The 18,567-nt window shown below is 57.5% G+C and carries 19 protein-coding genes and 2 pseudogenes; 12 read left to right on the forward strand and 9 right to left on the reverse strand.

Going from position 1 to position 18,567, the window contains the following annotated elements:
* Nucleotides 1-23: 23 nt before the first annotated feature.
* The 3 genes from IPJ12_14190 to IPJ12_14200 form a co-directional block, all read right to left on the reverse strand.
* On the reverse strand, nucleotides 24-1,640 hold the full coding sequence (locus tag IPJ12_14190; GenBank protein ID MBK7648271.1) for an NADP-dependent glyceraldehyde-3-phosphate dehydrogenase: 1,617 nt from the start codon (nucleotides 1,638-1,640) through the stop codon (nucleotides 24-26).
* Nucleotides 1,641-1,643: 3 nt separating this feature from the next.
* The gene (locus IPJ12_14195) at nucleotides 1,644-1,832 is read right to left on the reverse strand and encodes a hypothetical protein (protein MBK7648272.1); all 189 of its coding nucleotides are present in this window, start codon (nucleotides 1,830-1,832) and stop codon (nucleotides 1,644-1,646) included.
* 218 nt (nucleotides 1,833-2,050) lie between these two features.
* Nucleotides 2,051-2,503 (reverse strand): CHRD domain-containing protein, encoded by a 453-nt coding sequence (locus IPJ12_14200; GenBank protein ID MBK7648273.1) that lies wholly within the window; start codon nucleotides 2,501-2,503, stop codon nucleotides 2,051-2,053.
* A 185-nt stretch (nucleotides 2,504-2,688) separates the two neighbouring features.
* On the opposite strand from IPJ12_14200, the gene IPJ12_14205 reads away from it, so the two are divergent.
* The 8 genes and pseudogenes from IPJ12_14205 (at nucleotide 2,689) to IPJ12_14240 (ending at nucleotide 10,658) form a co-directional block, all read left to right on the forward strand.
* Nucleotides 2,689-2,865, forward strand: coding sequence for a hypothetical protein (locus tag IPJ12_14205; GenBank protein MBK7648274.1), 177 nt, complete (start codon nucleotides 2,689-2,691; stop codon nucleotides 2,863-2,865).
* 13 nt (nucleotides 2,866-2,878) lie between these two features.
* Nucleotides 2,879-3,826: a DnaJ domain-containing protein gene (locus IPJ12_14210; GenBank protein ID MBK7648275.1), complete on the forward strand. Its 948-nt coding sequence runs from the start codon at nucleotides 2,879-2,881 to the stop codon at nucleotides 3,824-3,826.
* A gap of 2 nt (nucleotides 3,827-3,828) precedes the next feature.
* Complete coding sequence (locus tag IPJ12_14215) at nucleotides 3,829-4,149, forward strand: MerR family transcriptional regulator (GenBank protein ID MBK7648276.1); 321 nt, start codon at nucleotides 3,829-3,831, stop codon at nucleotides 4,147-4,149.
* A gap of 20 nt (nucleotides 4,150-4,169) precedes the next feature.
* Complete coding sequence (locus IPJ12_14220) at nucleotides 4,170-6,536, forward strand: phosphoketolase family protein (GenBank protein ID MBK7648277.1); 2,367 nt, start codon at nucleotides 4,170-4,172, stop codon at nucleotides 6,534-6,536.
* Complete coding sequence (gene tal / locus IPJ12_14225; GenBank protein ID MBK7648278.1) at nucleotides 6,533-7,648, forward strand: transaldolase; 1,116 nt, start codon at nucleotides 6,533-6,535, stop codon at nucleotides 7,646-7,648. Before IPJ12_14220 ends, tal begins: the two co-directional genes overlap by 4 nt.
* Before the next feature lie 69 nt (nucleotides 7,649-7,717).
* Complete coding sequence (locus IPJ12_14230) at nucleotides 7,718-7,894, forward strand: hypothetical protein (protein MBK7648279.1); 177 nt, start codon at nucleotides 7,718-7,720, stop codon at nucleotides 7,892-7,894.
* A 35-nt stretch (nucleotides 7,895-7,929) separates the two neighbouring features.
* Nucleotides 7,930-8,148: an SHOCT domain-containing protein gene (locus IPJ12_14235; GenBank protein MBK7648280.1), complete on the forward strand. Its 219-nt coding sequence runs from the start codon at nucleotides 7,930-7,932 to the stop codon at nucleotides 8,146-8,148.
* Nucleotides 8,149-8,384: 236 nt separating this feature from the next.
* A pseudogene (locus tag IPJ12_14240) lies at nucleotides 8,385-10,658 on the forward strand (heavy metal translocating P-type ATPase).
* Between the two features lie 408 nt (nucleotides 10,659-11,066).
* Here the strand turns inward: IPJ12_14240 and IPJ12_14245 are convergent.
* The 6 genes from IPJ12_14245 to IPJ12_14270 all read right to left on the reverse strand — a co-directional run bounded on the left by IPJ12_14245 (nucleotide 11,067) and on the right by IPJ12_14270 (nucleotide 14,737).
* Nucleotides 11,067-11,297, reverse strand: a complete 231-nt coding sequence (locus tag IPJ12_14245) for a PEP-CTERM sorting domain-containing protein (GenBank protein ID MBK7648281.1) — start codon at nucleotides 11,295-11,297, stop codon at nucleotides 11,067-11,069.
* Between the two features lie 67 nt (nucleotides 11,298-11,364).
* On the reverse strand, nucleotides 11,365-12,357 hold the full coding sequence (locus tag IPJ12_14250) for a hypothetical protein (protein ID MBK7648282.1): 993 nt from the start codon (nucleotides 12,355-12,357) through the stop codon (nucleotides 11,365-11,367).
* Nucleotides 12,358-12,454: 97 nt separating this feature from the next.
* Entirely contained in the window at nucleotides 12,455-12,742 is a 288-nt protein-coding gene (locus IPJ12_14255; protein ID MBK7648283.1) for a hypothetical protein, read from the reverse strand.
* A gap of 34 nt (nucleotides 12,743-12,776) precedes the next feature.
* Nucleotides 12,777-13,196, reverse strand: a complete 420-nt coding sequence (locus IPJ12_14260; GenBank protein ID MBK7648284.1) for a BON domain-containing protein — start codon at nucleotides 13,194-13,196, stop codon at nucleotides 12,777-12,779.
* A 26-nt stretch (nucleotides 13,197-13,222) separates the two neighbouring features.
* On the reverse strand, nucleotides 13,223-13,381 hold the full coding sequence (locus IPJ12_14265; GenBank protein MBK7648285.1) for a DUF3309 domain-containing protein: 159 nt from the start codon (nucleotides 13,379-13,381) through the stop codon (nucleotides 13,223-13,225).
* Between the two features lie 226 nt (nucleotides 13,382-13,607).
* Nucleotides 13,608-14,737, reverse strand: a protein-coding gene (locus IPJ12_14270) for an IS3 family transposase (GenBank protein ID MBK7648286.1) whose coding sequence is annotated in 2 segments (ribosomal slippage) — nucleotides 13,608-14,479 and nucleotides 14,479-14,737 — 1,131 coding nt in all. Because the reading frame shifts where the segments join, the coding sequence is not laid out codon by codon here.
* A gap of 209 nt (nucleotides 14,738-14,946) precedes the next feature.
* Here IPJ12_14270 and IPJ12_14275 point away from each other — a divergent pair.
* From IPJ12_14275 to IPJ12_14290, 4 genes and pseudogenes are all read left to right on the forward strand, one after another.
* The gene (locus IPJ12_14275; protein ID MBK7648287.1) at nucleotides 14,947-15,225 is read left to right on the forward strand and encodes a DUF883 domain-containing protein; all 279 of its coding nucleotides are present in this window, start codon (nucleotides 14,947-14,949) and stop codon (nucleotides 15,223-15,225) included.
* A 37-nt stretch (nucleotides 15,226-15,262) separates the two neighbouring features.
* Entirely contained in the window at nucleotides 15,263-15,550 is a 288-nt protein-coding gene (locus IPJ12_14280) for a ferritin (GenBank protein ID MBK7648288.1), read from the forward strand.
* Between the two features lie 38 nt (nucleotides 15,551-15,588).
* Nucleotides 15,589-17,981: pseudogene (locus IPJ12_14285) on the forward strand (EAL domain-containing protein).
* 248 nt (nucleotides 17,982-18,229) lie between these two features.
* Nucleotides 18,230-18,544 (forward strand): BON domain-containing protein, encoded by a 315-nt coding sequence (locus IPJ12_14290; protein MBK7648289.1) that lies wholly within the window; start codon nucleotides 18,230-18,232, stop codon nucleotides 18,542-18,544.
* Nucleotides 18,545-18,567: the final 23 nt, after the last annotated feature.

An 18,567-nucleotide genomic window follows, 5' to 3' on the forward strand; every position in this document is an offset into this window, starting at 1 on the left:
TTGGTCGGGAGATTCCTCCCGTCTTAAAGAATGAAATGGGTATTGATGAAATTTGATTTGTTGCCCAGCACGATGGCATCGAGCAGCTTTTTCGACGCCTCGGTCTGCTTGGCGGCGACCATGGTGCGGATCGAGAAGGCGCGCAGTGCGTCATGGACGGACAGGGTCCCTTCGGCTGAGTCCTTGCGGCCGACGAAGGGGAAGACGTCAGGGCCGCGCTGGCACTGGCAGTTGATATTGACCCGGCAGACCTGATTGACCAAGGTGTCGACCAGGGAGGCGATCTGCCCCGGATCGCTGCCGAAGATGCTGACCTGCTGGCCGTGGTCGGAGGTGATCACGTAGTCGAGCGGCGTTTCAATATCCTCGAAGGTGGCGACCGGGATGATCGGGCCGAACTGCTCCTCGCGATAGAGCTTCATGCCTGCCTGTACCGGAAAGAGCACGGCCGGGTAGAACAGGGTTTCGACCGTGTTGCCACCACCAGTGTTGACTACACGGGCGCCTTTGCCGATGGCATCGGCGATGCATTCGTTCATGTAGGCAACCATTTCCATCTCGGGCAGCGGTGTCAGCATGACACCGGGCTCCCACGGCATGCCGATGACCAGCTTGCCGACTTCTTCGCAAAAGCGGCGCAGGAAAACTTCGGCAATCGACTGGTGCACGAGAATCATTTTGATGGCTGTGCAGCGTTGACCGTTGAAGGACAGCGCGCCGGTGATGCATTCCTTGACCGTCAATTCGATGTCGGCATCGGCCATGATGATCGCCGCGTTCTTGGCACCGAGGCCGAGAATGGCGCGCAGGCGATTGGTTTTCGGATGTGATTTCTTGAGCTGGTCGGCAACTTCGGAAGAGCCGATCAGGGCCAGCACGTTAACCTTGCCGGAGCCCATGATGTGCGGCACGACGACGTGGCCCTGGCCGTAGACGCCCGGCGGGAAGGCGCTGCGGAAGGCTTCGAGCATCGGGTAATAGAGCAGCACGCCGAAGCGCGGCGGTTTGAAGAGGACGACGTTGCCCATGATCAGCGCTGGAATCAGCGTGCTGAAGGTCTCGTTCATCGGGTAGTTGTACGGCCCCATGCACAGCGCGATGCCGACCGGCGATCGGCGAATCTGGGCGATCGTGCCGTCGACGATCTCGAAGCGCGAGTTGCTGTTGTCTAGCCGTTTCAACTCCTCGACGGTAGCGCGGATGTAGTCGATGGTACGGTCGAATTCCTTCTGCGAATCGGCCAGGCTCTTGCCGATTTCCCACATGATCAGGTTCACGATCTCGCGCCGGCGGGCGACGATCTGGTTGGTGAAATCGCCGACGCAGGCGATGCGCTCGGCCACCGACAGGTTCGGCCAGGCGCCGCGGCCATGATCGTAGGCGGTTACTGCGGCGGCCAGTGCGGCATCGGCCTCGACCGTACCGGTGACCGGCACGCTACCCAGTTCGACATGGGTCAGCGTGCCGTCGGCACCCTGCACGCAGACCGGCGAATGCACCGTCCGCGTCTCGCCCTTCCAGATCCGCATTTCGCCGTTGATCAGGATGGCGCGCTGGTGGATGGGCGCGAGGATGCGGCAGTCGACTGGAATGTCGTTTTCGCGGGGAAAAAGTGCAGTCAGCTGGTCAGCGGTTTTCATGTCTTAGTAGCGATTCGGGTTGTTCGGGCGTCTGTCGTCACGGTCCTGAACACCATCGCGATCATGATCGCGATGCGAAGCACCATCACGATCGCCACGGTGTACTCCGCCGTTCCTGTTGGGGCCATCATAGACATAGCAACCGGACAGGAGGCTGCTGACAGCAAGCATCAATACGAGTAGTTTTTTCATGATTTTTCCTGACTAGGGTTTGAGTGTTAAGGACATCGTGATTTGGGTCTTCAGCTACTTTGATACTGGACATTCGTCCTTGGTGAAATGGGTAATCGAATTGAAGTAAATGGTGGTGATCGCGATTACTCCGTCGATCATTTCCAGGCCAGCGGTGGCCGTGGCCTTCCGCCAAGTGCTCGATACAATGTGTTTTATGGTGATTCCTTGAGGGCCATTCAATTGGCGATGCGCATCGGCTTGCCCGGCAATTGCGCCCGAATTTCGCCCTTCGGGTAGGCCTGGCTATGTACGTTGACGTACAAATTGCCGACCAGGTACCGGGCGTACTGGGCCTTGGTGAGTTTCGCGTTGGCGGGTACGGTGAAAACCTTGTCGCCTGTCTTGATCAGGGTGATGACTATCGGTCCATTGACCCCCGCGGCAGCCTCGTGAATATGTGCCATCGTCGGCTCCATGCCGGAAACGTCGATGCTGCCGCTGATCGAACGATCCGGCTCAATATCGATGTTCACCAAACCTGTTGCCATGGTGTTGACGGAAGGCACTTCAAATAGGCCGGTCAGGGACGTCGAGATCACCGAATCGGCATGGAGACTGGCACTAGCCAGCAGCATAGCTAGCGACAAGAGGGGCCTGAGCAGGCGGGTGGGCAGTGATAGCGCAGTCATTTGAATTCACCTTCGGGAGTGATTCGGAGTGTGGATGGTGCGCCGGTACGGCAGGTGTTTCTGTCTGCCAACACACACAGGCTGAATTTCCCGGTGTCTATGTGGGCTGGCGCACGGAATTCCTTGTTCCTGGCATGCATAGTCATGGCGACTGCACTTGGCTGGTCAGCCATTGGAGAGCGCAAATGAATCACGAAATTGAACGAAATCCCGGCACTTTTCATCCCGCCAGTCCATCCGGTCGTCATTGCCGAACATCGATTTTCCCAATGGTGAATGACGGGTTCGATGCCTGCCTTGAAGCGTTGATGTTTGTGCCTGCTGAAGCAATGTCGGCAGACATCGATACCTCAGCGTTCTGAGCAAGGAAATCCGATGGAGTTCAAGGACTACTACAAGATCATGGGGGTGGCACGCGACGCGACCCAGGACGAGATCAAGCGCGCCTATCGCCAGCTAGCTCGCAAATTCCATCCGGATGTCAGCAAGGATCCCGATGCCGAGGTGCGCTTCAAGGAACTCGGCGAGGCCTATGCCGTACTCAAGGATATTGAGAAACGGGCTGCCTACGATCAATTGGGTGCCAACTGGAAGGCTGGTCAGGATTTCCGTCCGCCGCCTGACTGGAATGCCGGCTTCGAGTATTCCGGCGATGGCTCACCGGGAGGCGATGCGGCTGATTTCAGCGATTTCTTCGAATCGCTCTATGGCCGTGGTTTTGCCGGGGGGCAGCGAACCCATCAGGATTTCCATGCGCGAGGTGAGGACAGGCATGCCAAGGTTGTAATTGACCTGGAGGATGCCTACAACGGCGCTACTCGAGTGATCACGCTGCGCACCCCGGAGGCGGGTGCCAACGGTCGGGTGTCGATGCGCTCGCACCAGCTGAATGTGACCATTCCGCGCGGCGTCCGCGCCGGGCAGCATATCCGGCTGGCCGGGCAGGGCGCACCGGGCATCGGTCAGGGCAAGGCGGGCGATCTCTATCTGGAAGTGGCTTTCAATCCCCATGCTCATTTCCGCGTCGAGCAGCGCGATGTCTTTCTCGACCTGCCGCTGGCACCTTGGGAAGCGGCCTTGGGGGCAACGGTCAGTGTCCCGACGCCGAATGCTACGGTCGACCTGAAAATTCCGCCAAATTCGAAATCCGGCGGCAAGCTGCGGCTCAAGGGCAGGGGCATTCCGGGCAGCACGCCGGGCGATTTCTACGTGGTTCTGCAGGTGGTGCTGCCGAAAGCCGAGAGTGATGCCGACCAGGCTCTGTACGCCAGCATGGCCGAGCAGTTCAAATCCTTTAACCCGCGATCCGGACTGGGAGCGTAAGCATGGACAACGACAAGATGCTGCCGCAAGCAAGCGCGATCATTCTTGAAGAGCAAACCAACCTGACCATCAGTGAAGTCTGTCAGGCCTGCGCCGTGCGCGTCGAAACTATCCTTGAGCTGGTCGACGAGGGCGTTTTGTTACCCATCGGCCGTGAACCGCATCGCTGGCGCTTCACGGGCACCCACCTCAGGCGGGCGACGGTGGCCATCCGGCTGCAGCGCGATCTCGGTGTCAATCTGGCCGGCGCCGCGCTGGCCATGCAGTTACTGGACGAACTTGAAGCACTGCACGTCCGGCTGCGCAAAGTCGGCGTCCAATAACACCAATCAAGGATAAATAAATGCTCACAACTCATACGCCGCTGGCTGCTGACGAACTAGACCTGATGAACGCCTGGTGGCGCGCCGCCAACTACCTGTCAGTTGGACAAATCTACTTGCTCGATAACCCTCTGCTCAAGCTGCCGCTGACCCTGGCGCATATTAAGCCCCGCCTGCTGGGGCACTGGGGAACGACACCTGGCCTGAACTTCATTTACGTGCACATGAACCGGGCGATCAAGCAGCATGACCTGAACATGATCTTTATCGCCGGCCCCGGCCACGGCGGCCCGGCGGTCGTCGCCAATACCTATCTGGAAGGCAGCTATAGCGAGTTCTACCTGCATATTTCGCAGGATGAGGAGGGCATGCGCCGTCTGTTCCGCCAATTCTCCTTCCCTGGCGGCATTCCAAGTCACGCCTCGCCGGATACGCCGGGATCGATCCACGAAGGCGGCGAATTGGGCTACGCGCTGTTCCATGCCTACGGTGCGGTGTTCGACAACCCGCATCTGATTACCTGCTGCGTCGTTGGCGACGGCGAGGCGGAAACCGGGCCGTTGGCGACTTCCTGGCACTCCAACAAATTCCTCAATCCGCAGACCGATGGCGCGGTGCTGCCCATCCTGCACCTTAACGGCTACAAGATCGCCAACCCGACCATCCTGGCCCGGATCAGTCACAGCGAGCTGGAATGTCTGTTCGTTGGCTACGGCTACCAGCCAATCTTTGTCGAAGGTGACGACCCGGAAACCATGCATCAATTGATGGCAGCCGCGGTCGATACGGCCATGGCCAGCATTTCGGCAATTCAGCGCAAGGCACGCGAAGGCGGCGACATGACCCGCCCGCGCTGGCCGATGATCATTTTGCGTTCGCTCAAAGGATGGACCGGGCCGAAAATGGTCGATGGCAAGAAAAGTGAAGGCTCCTGGCGCTCGCATCAGGTGCCGTTCAGCGACATGGACAAGCCGGAACACGTCGCATTGCTGGCTGAATGGATGGCGTCCTACAAACCATCCGAGCTGTTCGACAACAATGGCCACCTGAATGCGGATATCTCTGCCTTGGCGCCAGTCGGTGAGCGACGCATGGGTGCCAATCCGTACGCCAACGGTGGCACCTTGCTGCGCGAGCTACGCCTGCCCAATTTCCGGGACTACGCTGTTGCGGTACCGACGCCGGGCGGCTCCGTGGGCGAGGCAACGCGCACCATGGGCGTCTTCCTGCGCGACGTGATGCGCCATAATCCCGATAATTTCCGCGTCTTCGGGCCGGATGAAACGGCTTCCAACCGACTCGGCGCCTTGTTCGAAGTTACCGACCGAACCTGGATGGCTGAGCATCTGGCTGATGACGATCATCTGGCTCCCGATGGCCGGGTGATGGAGATTCTTTCCGAGCACGCCTGTCAGGGGTGGCTCGAAGGCTACCTGTTGACGGGAAGACATGGCCTGTTTTCCTGTTACGAAGCCTTCATTCACATCATCGATTCGATGTTCAACCAGCACGCCAAGTGGCTAAAAGTTTGCAGCGAAATTCCCTGGCGGCGGCCGATCGCCTCGCTCAACATCCTGCTAACGTCACACGTCTGGCGGCAGGACCACAATGGCTTTTCGCATCAGGACCCGGGATTCATCGACCATGTGGTCAACAAGAAGGCGGACGTCATTCGGGTCTATCTCCCGCCTGACGCCAACACGCTGCTCTATGTCACCGACCAGTGCCTGAAGAGCCGCAATCTGGTCAATGTCATCGTTGCCGGCAAGCAGCCGGACTGGCAGTGGCTGGACATGGAAGCGGCGATCAACCACGCCAGCGCCGGCATCGGCCTGTGGGAATGGGCTTGTAACGACCAGCCGGGAGAGCCAGACATCGTGCTGGCGTCGGCCGGCGATGTGCCGACATTAGAAGTGTTGGCGGCCGTTGCCATCCTGCATCAATTAGTACCGGAACTGAAAATCCGCTACATCAATGTCGTCGACCTGATGACCCTGCAGCCGAAGGAAGAGCACCCGCATGGCCTGTCCAGCGATGAGTTCGACTCGCTGTTCACCACCGACAAACCGATCATCTTCGCCTACCACGGTTATCCATGGCTGATTCACCGGCTGACCTACCGGCGTACCAACACCAACCTTCACGCCCGTGGCTACAAGGAGGAGGGTACGACGACGACGCCTTTCGACATGGTCGTACTCAATGAACTTGACCGTTTCCATCTGGTCATGGACGTTGCAAAACGCGTACCGAAACTACATGCCCAGTCAGCGCACATCAAACAGGCGATGCGCGACAAACTCAATCAGCACGCGCAATACATCCTTGAGTACGGCGAAGACATGCCGGAAATCCTCAATTGGCAGTGGCCGGGGGCAAAATCATGAGCGAAAACCCGCTACTGGCGCTCAAGGCTATCGGCCAGCATGTCTGGCTCGACAATCTGTCGCGCACCTTGTTGCGCGAGGACGGCCTGCAGCGCCTGATCAAAGAAGATGGTGTTGGTGGCGTAACGTCAAATCCATCCATTTTTGAAAAAGCCATCGCCAACAGCCGCTATTACCGTGAAGACCTGGAGCACCTGCGTGGCCAGGGTCTGGATGCCGAGGCTTGTTACGAATCGTTGGTCATAGCCGACATTCAGGCCGCCTGCGCCATGTTGCGGCCAGCCTTTCAGGCCAGCCGTGGTGAATCGGGTTATGTCAGTCTCGAAGTGTCGCCGGAGCTTGCCAACAATACGGCAGGCACTGTTGCCGCCGCACGGCGTTTGTATGGCCTGGTCGACCGCGACAACGTGCTGATCAAAGTCCCGGCGACACCTTCCGGAATTGAGGCTTTTTTCCGGTTGACCGTAGAAGGTCTGTCGGTGAACGTCACTCTCATCTTCTCACTCGCTCAATATGAAGCTGTAGTACAGGCATACCTGCGTGGCGCGCTGGGCTGGCTGGAAAGCGGAGGCCGAGCGCGGCACTTGCGTTCGGTCGCCAGCGTTTTTCTCAGCCGCGTTGATAGCGTCGTTGATGAACGGCTGAATACGCTCGGTACCCCGCATGCCGCCCGCCTCATGGGTCGATCCGGTGTTGCCCTGGCCAAATGCTGCCACGGGCGTTACAGGGAAATTTTTCATGGGCAGGACTTTGCCTTGCTCCGGTTGGCTGGCATTCGGCCTCAGACACCCCTGTGGGCCAGCACCGGCACCAAGAACAGGGCATACAGCGATGTGCTTTACGTCGAGTCGTTGATTGGTCCGGAAAGCATCAATACGCTTCCCGAGTCAACGCTGGCGGCCTTCCGCAAGCATGGGCAGGCCGCCAATTGCCTGCAACACGGACTGGACGAAGCGCAAAACCACATCCGGGCATTGCTCGAACTCGGGATCGATCTGGGTGCTGTCGGCGAACGCCTGCAACTGGATGGTGTTCAGTCGTTTGCCGAGGCCTATCAAACGATATTGCTCAGCCTGCAGGCGCCGGAAGAACATGCCCGGGCGGAACACTGAATCCGGTACTCAACTTCGTCCCCGGCATTGTAATTGCGCACAGTGCTTCAACCGTAGCAGGGCAATGCTTTGAAAGATGACGAAAATGTAATGCTGCAGTCAGCCTTATGTGGCTATCGGGAGCGCATGCTGATCTCAGTCACCAAAGGAGTCGGAAATGAAACGCTCTCTGAAAGCCTTCACTTTTTTGTCGCTTTTCTCCACCGCAGTCCGGGCGTCGGCATGGCGACCGGTGCAACGCCTTGATCTCGTCAGATCAATAAGGACTAAAGGAGAGATTGATGTACGGATATGAGCACGGCGGTATGGCGTGGGGTTGGCCCGGCATGATCCTTATGTGGCTGATTCCAGTGCTGCTGATTGTCTTGGTCGTTCGCCTGTTGGCCGGAAAAAAGGGCGAGCCACCGGGCCGGGCGCGGCAGATTCTCGACGAACGCTATGCCGCCGGAGAGATCGAACGTGAGGATTACCTCAAGCGAATTGAGGACTTGAAGCGCTAAGCCGCACTAGCACCGCCAAAGACAGTTGCAGAATCGCCAGCAGCATGGCTATCTGGCCTGATGCCCAGCGGGTCCGAAGTTAATCCCGGCCGATGACCACCTTTCGGTTGTGCAAAGAAAGAGGTACCGCAATGAATCATCCCGCCGATTCGACACCCGACCACGCCCAGCAGAATCTTCAGGCTGAAGGCCACAATCCCTCGCCTGCCGCCAGCGCCAAGGATCCGGTCTGCGGCATGTCGGTAACGCTCGGCATCGGCAAGCCTAGCCTCGAACATGGTGGCCAGACCTACCATTTCTGTTCGGCAAAATGTCATGACAAATTTCAGGCCGACCCGGCGGCGTATCTGAGCGGTGAGTCAAAGAAAGAAGCTGCAGTGGCACCGAAAGGGACGAAATACACCTGTCCCATGCATCCCGAAATCGTCCGCGACGCCCCCGGCGAATGCCCGAAATGCGGCATGGCGCTCGAACCGATGGGCGTGCCGGCGGACGATGCGGGGCCGAATCCGGAATTGGTCGATTTCAAACGGCGCTTCTGGATCGGCGCGGCGCTGACCGTGCCACTGATGGTGCTGGCCATGGGGCCGATGATCGGCCTGGGTTTCATCCGCCAGGCCTTGGGCGAGCAATGGGCGCAATGGCTTGAACTGGCGCTGAGTACGCCCGTGGTCTTGTGGGCCGGCTGGCCGTTTTTTGTGCGCGGCGTGAAATCAGTCGTCAATCACAGTCTCAACATGTTCACGCTGATCAGCATGGGGGTTGGCGCTTCCTATCTCTTCAGTATTGTCGCGGTATTCGCGCCGGGGCTTTTCCCGGATGGCTTCCGCGATGCCCAGGGTCATGTCGCCGTCTATTTCGAGGCCGGCGCGGCGATTATCGTTCTGGTGCTGCTCGGCCAGGTCATGGAACTCGGCGCCCGCGAGCGGACCGGCTCGGCGATTCGGGCACTGCTCGATCTGGCGGCCAAGACCGCGCGAGTGATCCGGTCCGATGGCCGCGAGGAAGATGTCCCGCTCGACGAGGTGGTGGTCGGCGACCACCTGCGTGTACGGCCCGGCGACAAGATCCCGGTCGATGGCGTGGTGCTCGAAGGGCACTCGTCGGTCGATGAATCGATGATCTCCGGCGAACCGGTGCCGGTCGAGAAAAGCGTCAAGGACAAGGTGACCGGCGCCACCATCAACGGTACTGGCTCCTTCGTCATCGAAGCACAGCGGGTCGGCGCTGACACCGTGTTGAGCCAGATCGTCGACATGGTGGCCAATGCCCAGCGCTCGCGGGCACCGATCCAGAATGTCGCCGACTCGGTGGCCGGCATTTTTGTGCCGGCGGTCATCGCGGTCGCCATTCTCGCCTTCATCGCCTGGTCGATCTGGGGGCCGGCGCCGGCCATGGCTTACGCGTTGGTTTCTGCCGTTTCAGTGCTGATTATTGCCTGCCCCTGCGCGCTCGGACTGGCGACGCCGATGTCGATCATGACGGCCACCGGGCGTGGTGCCCAGGCCGGCGTTTTAATCAAGAATGCAGGGGCGCTCGAGGCCTTTGCGACGGTCGACACGCTGATTATCGATAAAACCGGCACGCTGACGGTTGGCAAACCGAAGCTGGTTGCCGTGCTGTCGGCCGACGGCCACGACGAAAACGAAGTTTTGCGCCTCGCCGCCAGCCTGGAACGCGGCTCGGAACACCCGCTGGCAGAAGCAATCGTTGCCGGGGCCGAAGAGCGTGGCGTCGAACTGGCCGATGCAGAGGATTTTGAGGCGCTCACCGGCAAGGGTGTCAAGGGCAAGGTCGACGGCAAGGAAGTCGCGCTCGGCAACGCCAAAATGCTGGCCGAACTAGGAAAAAAAGGAGGGGAGTTCGTGGCGATGGCCGACCAGCGGCGAGATCAGGGCGAGACCGTCATGTTCGTCCTCGTCGGCGGTGAAATCGCCGGTTTGCTCAGCGTCGCCGACCCGGTCAAGGAAGGCACGCCGGCGGCGCTCAAGGCGCTGCATGCGGAAGGTCTGAAAATCATCATGGCGACCGGCGACAACGAACGAACAGCCCGTGCCGTAGCCGGGCCGCTCGGTATCGACGAAATCCGCGCCGGGGTACTGCCGGCCGAGAAGGCACAACTCATCAAGGAACTGCAAGCCAAGGGACACAAGGTGGCGATGGCCGGCGACGGCGTCAATGATGCCCCGGCATTGGCCTAGGCCGATGTCGGTATCGCCATGGGCACCGGCGCCGATGTGGCCATCGAGAGTGCCGGTTTCACGCTGGTCAAGGGTGACCTGAACGGTATCGTCAGAGCGCGCCGCTTGTCGCAAGCGACCATGCGCAACATCCGCCAGAACCTGTTCTTTGCGCTGATCTACAACGGGGTCGGCGTGCCCATCGCCGCCGGCGTGCTCTACCCGTTCTTCGGCATGCTGATCTCACCGATGTTCGCAGCCGCCGCAATGAGCCTTTCGTCGATCTCGGTCATCACCAATGCACTTCGCTTGCGCCGGATTGAGATTTAAGGGTTCGAGCGCAATTCAGTGAGGAACAGGGTGAGCGGATTGGCGCAAGATAACCGACCCGGGCTGAGCGAATGCTACGGTCAACCGAAAAAAACGGCCAAAATTGAAATTTTCGTGATCCGCCATTTTCAATCAAAAAAGACAGACGAATGGCTCAGTTGTGGCCGACAAAAACAGACTTCCGAACTGATTGCGGTTCAGTGACAGGTATCCGAATGGCGTTGTTACTGAGAGCGTCTTCCCAAGAACACCACGTCGACCGCAGTGCCTAACTGCAGCACAGGTAAATCGTGAAGAATTTTGATTACTCTCCCGATTGAAAATACGGTTTGAATATTAACGGGAGGTCGCTTTTGCCCGAGCTAACTACTGATTTCTCATGTTGACCCAATAGCGATCAAATATTTTCTAACCAATGAAACTTGAACATGGGGCTGGCGATTGACTTGACGACCTGCGTTTTAGCAGCGCACTTGCTACAGCGCCTCCCATGAGAAGCAACAGCGTATTCGGTTCGGGTACATCGTTGTTCGGGTCCGTGTTTCTTTCCAGGGCATAAAGTCCCAAACGAACAGAACCCTCACCTAGCATGACGTTATATCCACCGCCTGAAATCAACTGCTTGTAACTATCCTTCAATGGTTCTATGTCGCTTGGCCCCAGTACCCAAATAGGCAAAGCGCCCCAAAATCATCGATTCATGGCGCTATCGCCCACGTCCTTGGCCGCGATCATCGTTGTTGTCGCGTTCTCGTGGTTGCCCGCCACGTTGTCCGGGTTCCATTTGGCGGTTAGCCGATCTGTCCTCGTTGGGTCGCTGCCCCCGTTGTGGGTCTGGTGCCGCTTGCGGATGCCGGTTTTCGCTGCTTTGATCTCCCAATGGCTTTTGGTTAACGCGAGGGGCAGGGCGCTCTTCGGAACTTGGCCCCCTCTGCTGTTGTCCCTGCAACTCCGGGTTGTCGCGTGCGCGTTGGCGCGGCTGCTGGGCTGACGGTGCATTGCGTCCTGCTGACTGAGCCGGGTTGGGTTCCATTGCCGGCAACGCGGAGTTTTTTCCTCGCGATGACTCCTGCCTTCCTCGCTGAACCGGTTCTGGTTGATTTTTAGCAGACGCAGCTGGTTTGATTTGCTGGCGAACGAGCGGATCACGCGCTTCGTGGCGGTAGTTGCGTTTTTGCAATATGGGTTGCTGATCCCGGGATGGATAACTATCTCCGGAATATTTACGCTGATACGTCGGTAGCGGAGCCGGTGCCGGCATGGCTTTGTGATTCCAGCGATTCCATCCACTTCTGCGCTGAGCCCAGTCATTGCCCCAATGATCACCCCAACGCGGCGGCGAATTGGCTTGCCAGCCGACGAAGAAAGCTGGCGGACTGCGGTAATAGCGTACCGGAACGCGCAGCAGGTAAAGCGGAACGAAGTCCGGATCGACTGCCATCCACGGCCCGTTGTACCAGGAGCTCGAATACCAGCGATTCGTCTCAAAGACCCAATACATGCCGTCGTAGAAGAAATAGTTGGAATTCAGGCCGGAAGCGTAATAAACCGGGTAACCCGGCACGCGCACCAGATTTGGATAGGACGACAGGCTGATGCTGAGGTTATCCGCCTGGAAGCCAAAACTGAAGTTGACCTGAGCCGGCGCTGGCATCGCAAAATGGAGCAGCATTCCGAAAATAATCAGTTGTTTGCGCATTGCCTTTCTCCTTGTCGGCCGCCGGGAAATGGCGATTTATCACTTACGCTTGCCCGATAGCCGATGAAAAAGCGCCCGCAGGCGCCCAATTCCATGCTTACTTGAATTTTGACTGAGCTTCAGTCAGACCGGCCTTCAGGTCATCCCACATCCGGTCAGTGGTTACTTTGACCTGCACCCAAGCTTCACCGCTCGCCTTGCCGAGTTCCTTCATCTTGTCGGCGGTGGCATGCTGCTTGGCGCGCAATGCATGAATGTCCTCTGCTCGCGCTATTCTCATATCGGCCGCGAAGCTGTCCATTTTGGCTTCCAGCAGATTGACCTGGGCGCTCCACTCCTTGATTTGCGCGTCCATCTTTTCCTTGTATTGCTTGTGCAGTTCCATGATTTTTCCTTGGGAGCTAGTGGTTAGTTCGACCTTAATTGGCCGGCGTGACAACGAGTTGGTTATTGACATCTCTGACACCGCTGATCGCCATCGCTCGGGTTGCGGCTTTTTCACTGTTGGCTTTCGTATCAACCGTACCAGTCAGCGTGACGACGCCTTTGATTGTGTCGACACTGATTTTCAGTGACTTCAGGCCAGTTTCGCCCATGAGCTCGGTTTTTACTCGCGTGGTGATTTCCGTGTCATCGAATACTTGAGCGCTTTTTTCACCTTGTTCAGTCATCTTGTTTTCAAATTTGTCGAAGGTCTCGCCAACCTTTTTCCCTGTGTCGCTGGCCGCCTGGTCGATTTTTGCACCGGCTTGCTCGGCTGTACCAGGCTTGTCGCATGCGCTCAAGCCGAATGCCAGAAGTAGTGAAATGGCGATAAAGGTGGTTTTGTTTTGGGTCATGTAGTGATTTCTCCTGTGTGGTTTGTCTAGATCTTGCCGAGCAGGAGCAGGACGAGCAGGATCATCAGGAGCAGTCCGATGCCGCCGCTCGGTCCGTAGCCCCAGCCCCGACTGTGCGGCCAAGTTGGAATGGCACCGACCAATAGCAGGATAAGAACGATCAACAGAATGGTTCCCAGGGTCATTTCTCTCTCCCAATAATTTCAGGGCACAGACAATCTATGCCGTGGAGATCATGTTAGCGACACCAGGCGCAAGGTCTGTTCGCTAGCACACAGAGCTGGCCCCGTTTGTTTGGACAGGATTGCCACGGAGATAAGTGTAGCCCTGCGCTGGTAGCGTTATCCACGGTGGCGTCTGCCGAAGGTCCGTTTAGACCGTAGGCTGACGACGCGGTGGGTAACGCGGGGGTCATGCAGCCAAGCCTTTTGTCGGCAGGCCAGCGAAGTAAATCATATCCGGCGTCTTGCCACCAAATGACTGATGCGGCCGCCGGGTGTTGTAGAACTGGATGTAGTTACCCAGACCTGCTTTTGCCGCCGAAACGCAGTCGTAGGCTTTGAGATACACCTCCTCGTATTTGATACTTCGCCACAGCCGCTCGACAAAGACGTTATCGCGCCAGCAGCCTTTGCCATCCATGCTGATCTGGATACTGTTAGCTTTGAGCAGGCCGGTGAATTCGGCGCTGGTGAACTGACTGCCCTGATCCGTGTTGAAGATCTCCGGTCGGCCATAGCGAGTGATCGCCTCCTCAACCGCCTCAACACAGAAATCCGTGGTCAGCGTGTTGGAGAGCCGCCAGGCCAGCACCCGACGGCTATACCAGTCGATGACGGCACACAGATAAATGAAGCCCCGGCGCATCGGAATGTAGGTGATGTCGGTGGCCCAGACCTGGTTGGCCCGATCGATCACACGATTCCTGAGCAGATACGGGTAAATCGGATGCTTGGCATGTCGCTGACTGGTGTTGGGCTTGCGGTAAATTGCCTCGACGCCCATTTTATTCATCAGCGTCTGCACCCGTTTTCGACCGATGGCATGCCCGTCATGGCGCAGCAGATCCCGTAGCATCCGGCTGCCGGCAAAGGGGAACTCCAGGTGCAGCTCATCGATCCAGCGCATCAGCGCCAGATCTTCTGGCGAGACCGGTTCGGGCGTGTAATACGCCGTCGAGCGAGCAATGCCGAGAACCCGGCATTGCCGGACAACCGGAAGATCATGGCTGCGGTCGATCATCGTCTTGCGCTCAGCATGCCCGCTTTGGTGAGCGCTTTTTCTAAAAAATCATTTTCCAGTGCCAGATCTGCGATCTTTAGCCGCATCGCTGTGGTGTCGGGTGAGTCGGCCTTGGCCCCGCTGTCACCGAAGACTTGCGATGAGCGCTCCAGCAACTGCGTTTTCCAGTCGGTGATCTGGTTGGGATGGACATCAAACTGCTGGGCCAACTCGGCCAGCGTCTTGTCCCCTCGCAAGGCGGCAATCGCCACCTTCGCCTTGAACTCCGGCGAGTGATTCCGCCGTTTCCTTCTCGTCATGCTCTTGCTCCTCAGTCAAGCCGCTACGCGGCCGTGGGTGAAGCAAGGCTATCACTTATCTTACTGTCCAAATTTCTGGGGCCAGCTCTCACAGACCGGAGATCGGGCGATGGGCAACATTGAATCAGTGCATGCAGCGTGCATCCCCTCCAGATAGGGTTGCCCCCCGTACTCCGTTTTTCCACCTTTTGAACCATTCAGGAGAAATCATGACGACCGAAATCAGCAATATTCCAGGAATCACTGAAAGTCCGCAGGAAGCGCTTACTCGTGATTTCAAGAAAATCCTGGGCAAGGCAGACCACCTGCTAAGGGATGCCGGACACTCAGTTGCCGAAGAGTTTTCCGCAACACGCCACGCTATGTCAGAGAAGGCCAGCGGCGCTGCGAACGCCACGCAGGAATACGTGCTCGCCAACCCTTGGAAATTGGTCGCGGTGGCTGCCGCTGTCGGCATCTTCTTTGGCGCCTTGATCAGCCGCCGCTGATTCATGGATAGATATTCCAAAAAATCAGGAGCCACAAATGTCCAGTGTCGGTTATCACGAACCGGTAAGCGAATTACCCGCCGAAACCCGCGACATGCATCGCGCGCTGGTTTCATTGATGGAGGAGCTGGAAGCCATCGACTGGTACAACCAGCGTAGCGTCACCTGTCAGGACAGCGAGCTGAAGCGCATTCTCGAGCATAACCGCGATGAGGAAAAAGAGCATGCCGCCATGCTTCTGGCGTGGATACAGCGCAAGGACGAGCATTTTTCGGGACAGCTAAGTGAATACCTATTTACCGGCAAATCGCTTGCTCACGACTGAGTCGCCTTTGATTCTGAATTCTCGCTGGAAGGAAGGTAATGACCAATGCTGCGCAGCATGTACTCCTGATTGAAGACGATGCCAATGACGCCAGCTTGATCGAAACAGTACTGGTGCACACGGGCGAGCAGCCGTATCCTGTCAAACGGGCGGCATGCCTGTCCGATGCACTGGTGCTTCTGGCCAAGGAACACTTCGAAATCATCCTGCTTGACCTCAGTCTGCCCGACGGATGCGGCATCGAGGTTTTTGCGCAGGTTTCGCGGGCAGCGCCGAGTGCCTTGATCCTCATTCTGAGTTCGCCGGCAGATGAGGAAACCGCGCGGCTGGCCGTGCAAAAAGGCGCCGACGATTATTTCGTCAAGGATCAGGTCGATGTCCACTGGTTGCCACGCACTATCAACTATCTGGTCGAGCGCAAGATAACCCGACAAGCGTTGACGCTCAGTGAAGCGCGTTTTCGCGCCATGAGCGATGCGTCTCCGCTAGGTATCTTCGTTTCGGATATTGACGGTGAATGCGTCTATACCAACGAGGCGTATCACAAGATATCCGGACTAAATCTGGAGCAGACGCTGGGCACCAACTGGAGCATGGCCATTCATCCTGATGACCGCCAGCGCGTCCTGCACGAATGGCGGTCCGCTGCACTGGGCGAAGCAAAGTTCAAGTCGGAAGCGCGTTTTTTGCGGGCTGATGGCAGCATCGTCTGGGCGCGGCTGAAGATGCTTTGTTTGAGGAAAAGGAGCGCGCCCAGGTAACGCTTAATTCGATTGGTGATGCTGTCCTGACGACCAATCTACCGGGCAATGTGACTTACCTGAATCTCGTCGCTGAAACGATGACTGGCTGGTCACTTGAAAAAGCCTTTGGCCGGCCACTCGCGGATGTTTTCAAAATCATCGATGGTGCCACGCACAAGGATGCGCCGAATCCTGCCCAACTAGCCATACGCGAGAACCGTACAGTCGGTCTGGCGGCTGACAGTGTCCTGGTTCGTCGTGACGGCATTGAGTCGCCTATCGAGGATTCGGCGGCGCCCATCCATAACCGGGATGGCCAGGTGGCCGGTGCTGTCATCGTTTTTCACGATGTCAGCGAGTCGCGCGCCATGGCGCTGAAGATGGCGCATCTGGCCCAGCATGATTTTCTGACCGGCTTGCCTAACCGGATGCTGCTGACCGAGCGGCTTTCACGAGCTATCGGGCAAGCCCGCCGGCACAGCAAACGGGTCGCCCTGATGTTTCTCGATCTCGATTATTTCAAGCACATCAATGATTCACTTGGGCACACGGTTGGCGACCTGTTGCTGCAAGTGGTGGCCGAGCGCCTGAAACTCTGCGTCCGTGATACCGACACGGTTTGCCGACAGGGTGGTGATGAGTTCGTCATCTTGCTTACTGAAATCGAGCAGACGCAGGATGCTGCGCCGATCGCCGAAAAACTCCTGGCAGCCTTCGCCGAACCTTGCGTGCTTGGTGGGCATGAGCTTCACATCACCCTCAGTATCGGTATCGCCATCTATCCCGACGATGGACAGGATGCCGATGAAGTGATGAAAAACGCTGATACAGCGATGTATCACGCCAAGGCCAGCGGCCGGAACAACTACCAGTTTTTTGCGACAGAGATGAATACCCGCGCTGTCCAGCGGCTGTTTATAAAGGGCAACCTGCGTCGCGCCTTGAAACAGAACGAGTTCCTGCTTTACTACCAACCCAAGATTGATCTCTCCACCGGGCTGATGATCGGTAGCGAAGCCCTGATACGCTGGAAAGATCCGGAGCATGGGCTGATCTATCCCAATCAGTTCGTGCCGATCGCCGAAGAGTCGGGCTTGATCGTGCCGATTGGTAGTTGGGTGCTGCGCGAAGCCTGCCGCCAGGTTTGTGCCTGGCAGGATTCCGGATTATTGGTGGTGCCGGTTGCCGTCAATATTTCGGCGGTCGAGTTTCGCCACAAGAACTTTATCGAGGGCGTGGCGCTGATCCTCTCGGAAACCGGCATGCTGCCCAGTTATCTTGAACTGGAATTGACCGAAAGCATCCTGATGCAGGATGCGAAATCCTCAGAATTCGTTCTCGAATCGCTGAAAGCGATGGGCATGCAACTGGCCATCGACGACTTTGGGACCGGCTATTCAAGCCTGAGTTATCTGAAGCGTTTTCCGATCAATACGCTGAAGATCGACCAGTCGTTTGTCCGCGATATCGCTGACGACGCCGATGATGCCAGTATCGTCAGCGCGATGATTGGTATGGGGAAAAGCCTCAAGCAGCGCGTCATTGCCGAAGGGGTCGAAACCGAAGCGCAGCTTTCCTTCCTGCGCGCCCTGCAATGTGATGAAGGGCAGGGCTTTCTGTTCGGACATCCCTTGCCTGCCGAAGAGTTTGAGCGCCTGTTGCTGAAAGTACAGGAATTGCCAGGGTAGAGCGTGCGATGCCTGCCATCGTGCTTCCCCAAAACTTTCAAAATTAGCTGTTTTTTCCGGTTGACCGTGGCGCTACTGACGGACCCCTTGTTGTAGCAACGCGCTTCACGGCCAGATTGGCTATGTGTTCCACCACACCGACGCCTTAATCCCAGCCAAGTAGTCTCTGCAATTGAAACGTCAGCGCTCTATCAAAGGAGCGGTGCCGGAGTCAGCAAAACCTGTCTTTCACTTATCAGGAGTTCAATATGAATAAATTCACTCGCTATCTATCCGCCATGTTCATGGCACTGACCCTGCTCACCGCCGTCGGTTGCGCATCAACGTCCAAGTCCGAAGGTACGGGCGAATACGTTGATGACGTGATGATCACGAGCAAGGTCAAAGCCGCCATTCTTGGCGAATCCAGTCTGAAATCAGCTGAAATCAACGTTGAAACATTCAAGGGCGTGGTCCAGCTGAGTGGCTTCGTCAGTTCGCAGGCCGCAGCCAACAAGGCCGTCGAATTGACCCGTGCAGTCAAGGGCGTGAGCTCAGTCAAGAATGACATGCGCGTCAAGTAATTGACGATCATCCTGCCGGCAAT

The sequence above is a fragment of the Betaproteobacteria bacterium genome, from assembly GCA_016709965.1.
GTDB lineage: Bacteria > Pseudomonadota > Gammaproteobacteria > Burkholderiales > Rhodocyclaceae > Azonexus > Azonexus amarohabitans.

Coding starts and splice junctions, on each gene's coding strand:
- IPJ12_14195 (MBK7648272.1), bottom strand. CDS start 1,832: ATGAAAAAACTACTCGTATTGATGCTTGCTGTCAGCAGCCTCCTGTCC.
- IPJ12_14190 (MBK7648271.1), bottom strand. CDS start 1,640: ATGAAAACCGCTGACCAGCTGACTGCACTTTTTCCCCGCGAAAACGAC.
- IPJ12_14280 (MBK7648288.1), top strand. CDS start 15,263: ATGTCCAGTGTCGGTTATCACGAACCGGTAAGCGAATTACCCGCCGAA.
- IPJ12_14220 (MBK7648277.1), top strand. CDS start 4,170: ATGCTCACAACTCATACGCCGCTGGCTGCTGACGAACTAGACCTGATG.
- IPJ12_14275 (MBK7648287.1), top strand. CDS start 14,947: ATGACGACCGAAATCAGCAATATTCCAGGAATCACTGAAAGTCCGCAG.
- tal (MBK7648278.1), top strand. CDS start 6,533: ATGAGCGAAAACCCGCTACTGGCGCTCAAGGCTATCGGCCAGCATGTC.
- IPJ12_14200 (MBK7648273.1), bottom strand. CDS start 2,503: ATGACTGCGCTATCACTGCCCACCCGCCTGCTCAGGCCCCTCTTGTCG.
- IPJ12_14215 (MBK7648276.1), top strand. CDS start 3,829: ATGGACAACGACAAGATGCTGCCGCAAGCAAGCGCGATCATTCTTGAA.
- IPJ12_14250 (MBK7648282.1), bottom strand. CDS start 12,357: ATGCGCAAACAACTGATTATTTTCGGAATGCTGCTCCATTTTGCGATG.
- IPJ12_14265 (MBK7648285.1), bottom strand. CDS start 13,381: ATGACCCTGGGAACCATTCTGTTGATCGTTCTTATCCTGCTATTGGTC.
- IPJ12_14205 (MBK7648274.1), top strand. CDS start 2,689: ATGAATCACGAAATTGAACGAAATCCCGGCACTTTTCATCCCGCCAGT.
- IPJ12_14260 (MBK7648284.1), bottom strand. CDS start 13,196: ATGACCCAAAACAAAACCACCTTTATCGCCATTTCACTACTTCTGGCA.
- IPJ12_14235 (MBK7648280.1), top strand. CDS start 7,930: ATGTACGGATATGAGCACGGCGGTATGGCGTGGGGTTGGCCCGGCATG.
- IPJ12_14255 (MBK7648283.1), bottom strand. CDS start 12,742: ATGGAACTGCACAAGCAATACAAGGAAAAGATGGACGCGCAAATCAAG.
- IPJ12_14290 (MBK7648289.1), top strand. CDS start 18,230: ATGAATAAATTCACTCGCTATCTATCCGCCATGTTCATGGCACTGACC.
- IPJ12_14210 (MBK7648275.1), top strand. CDS start 2,879: ATGGAGTTCAAGGACTACTACAAGATCATGGGGGTGGCACGCGACGCG.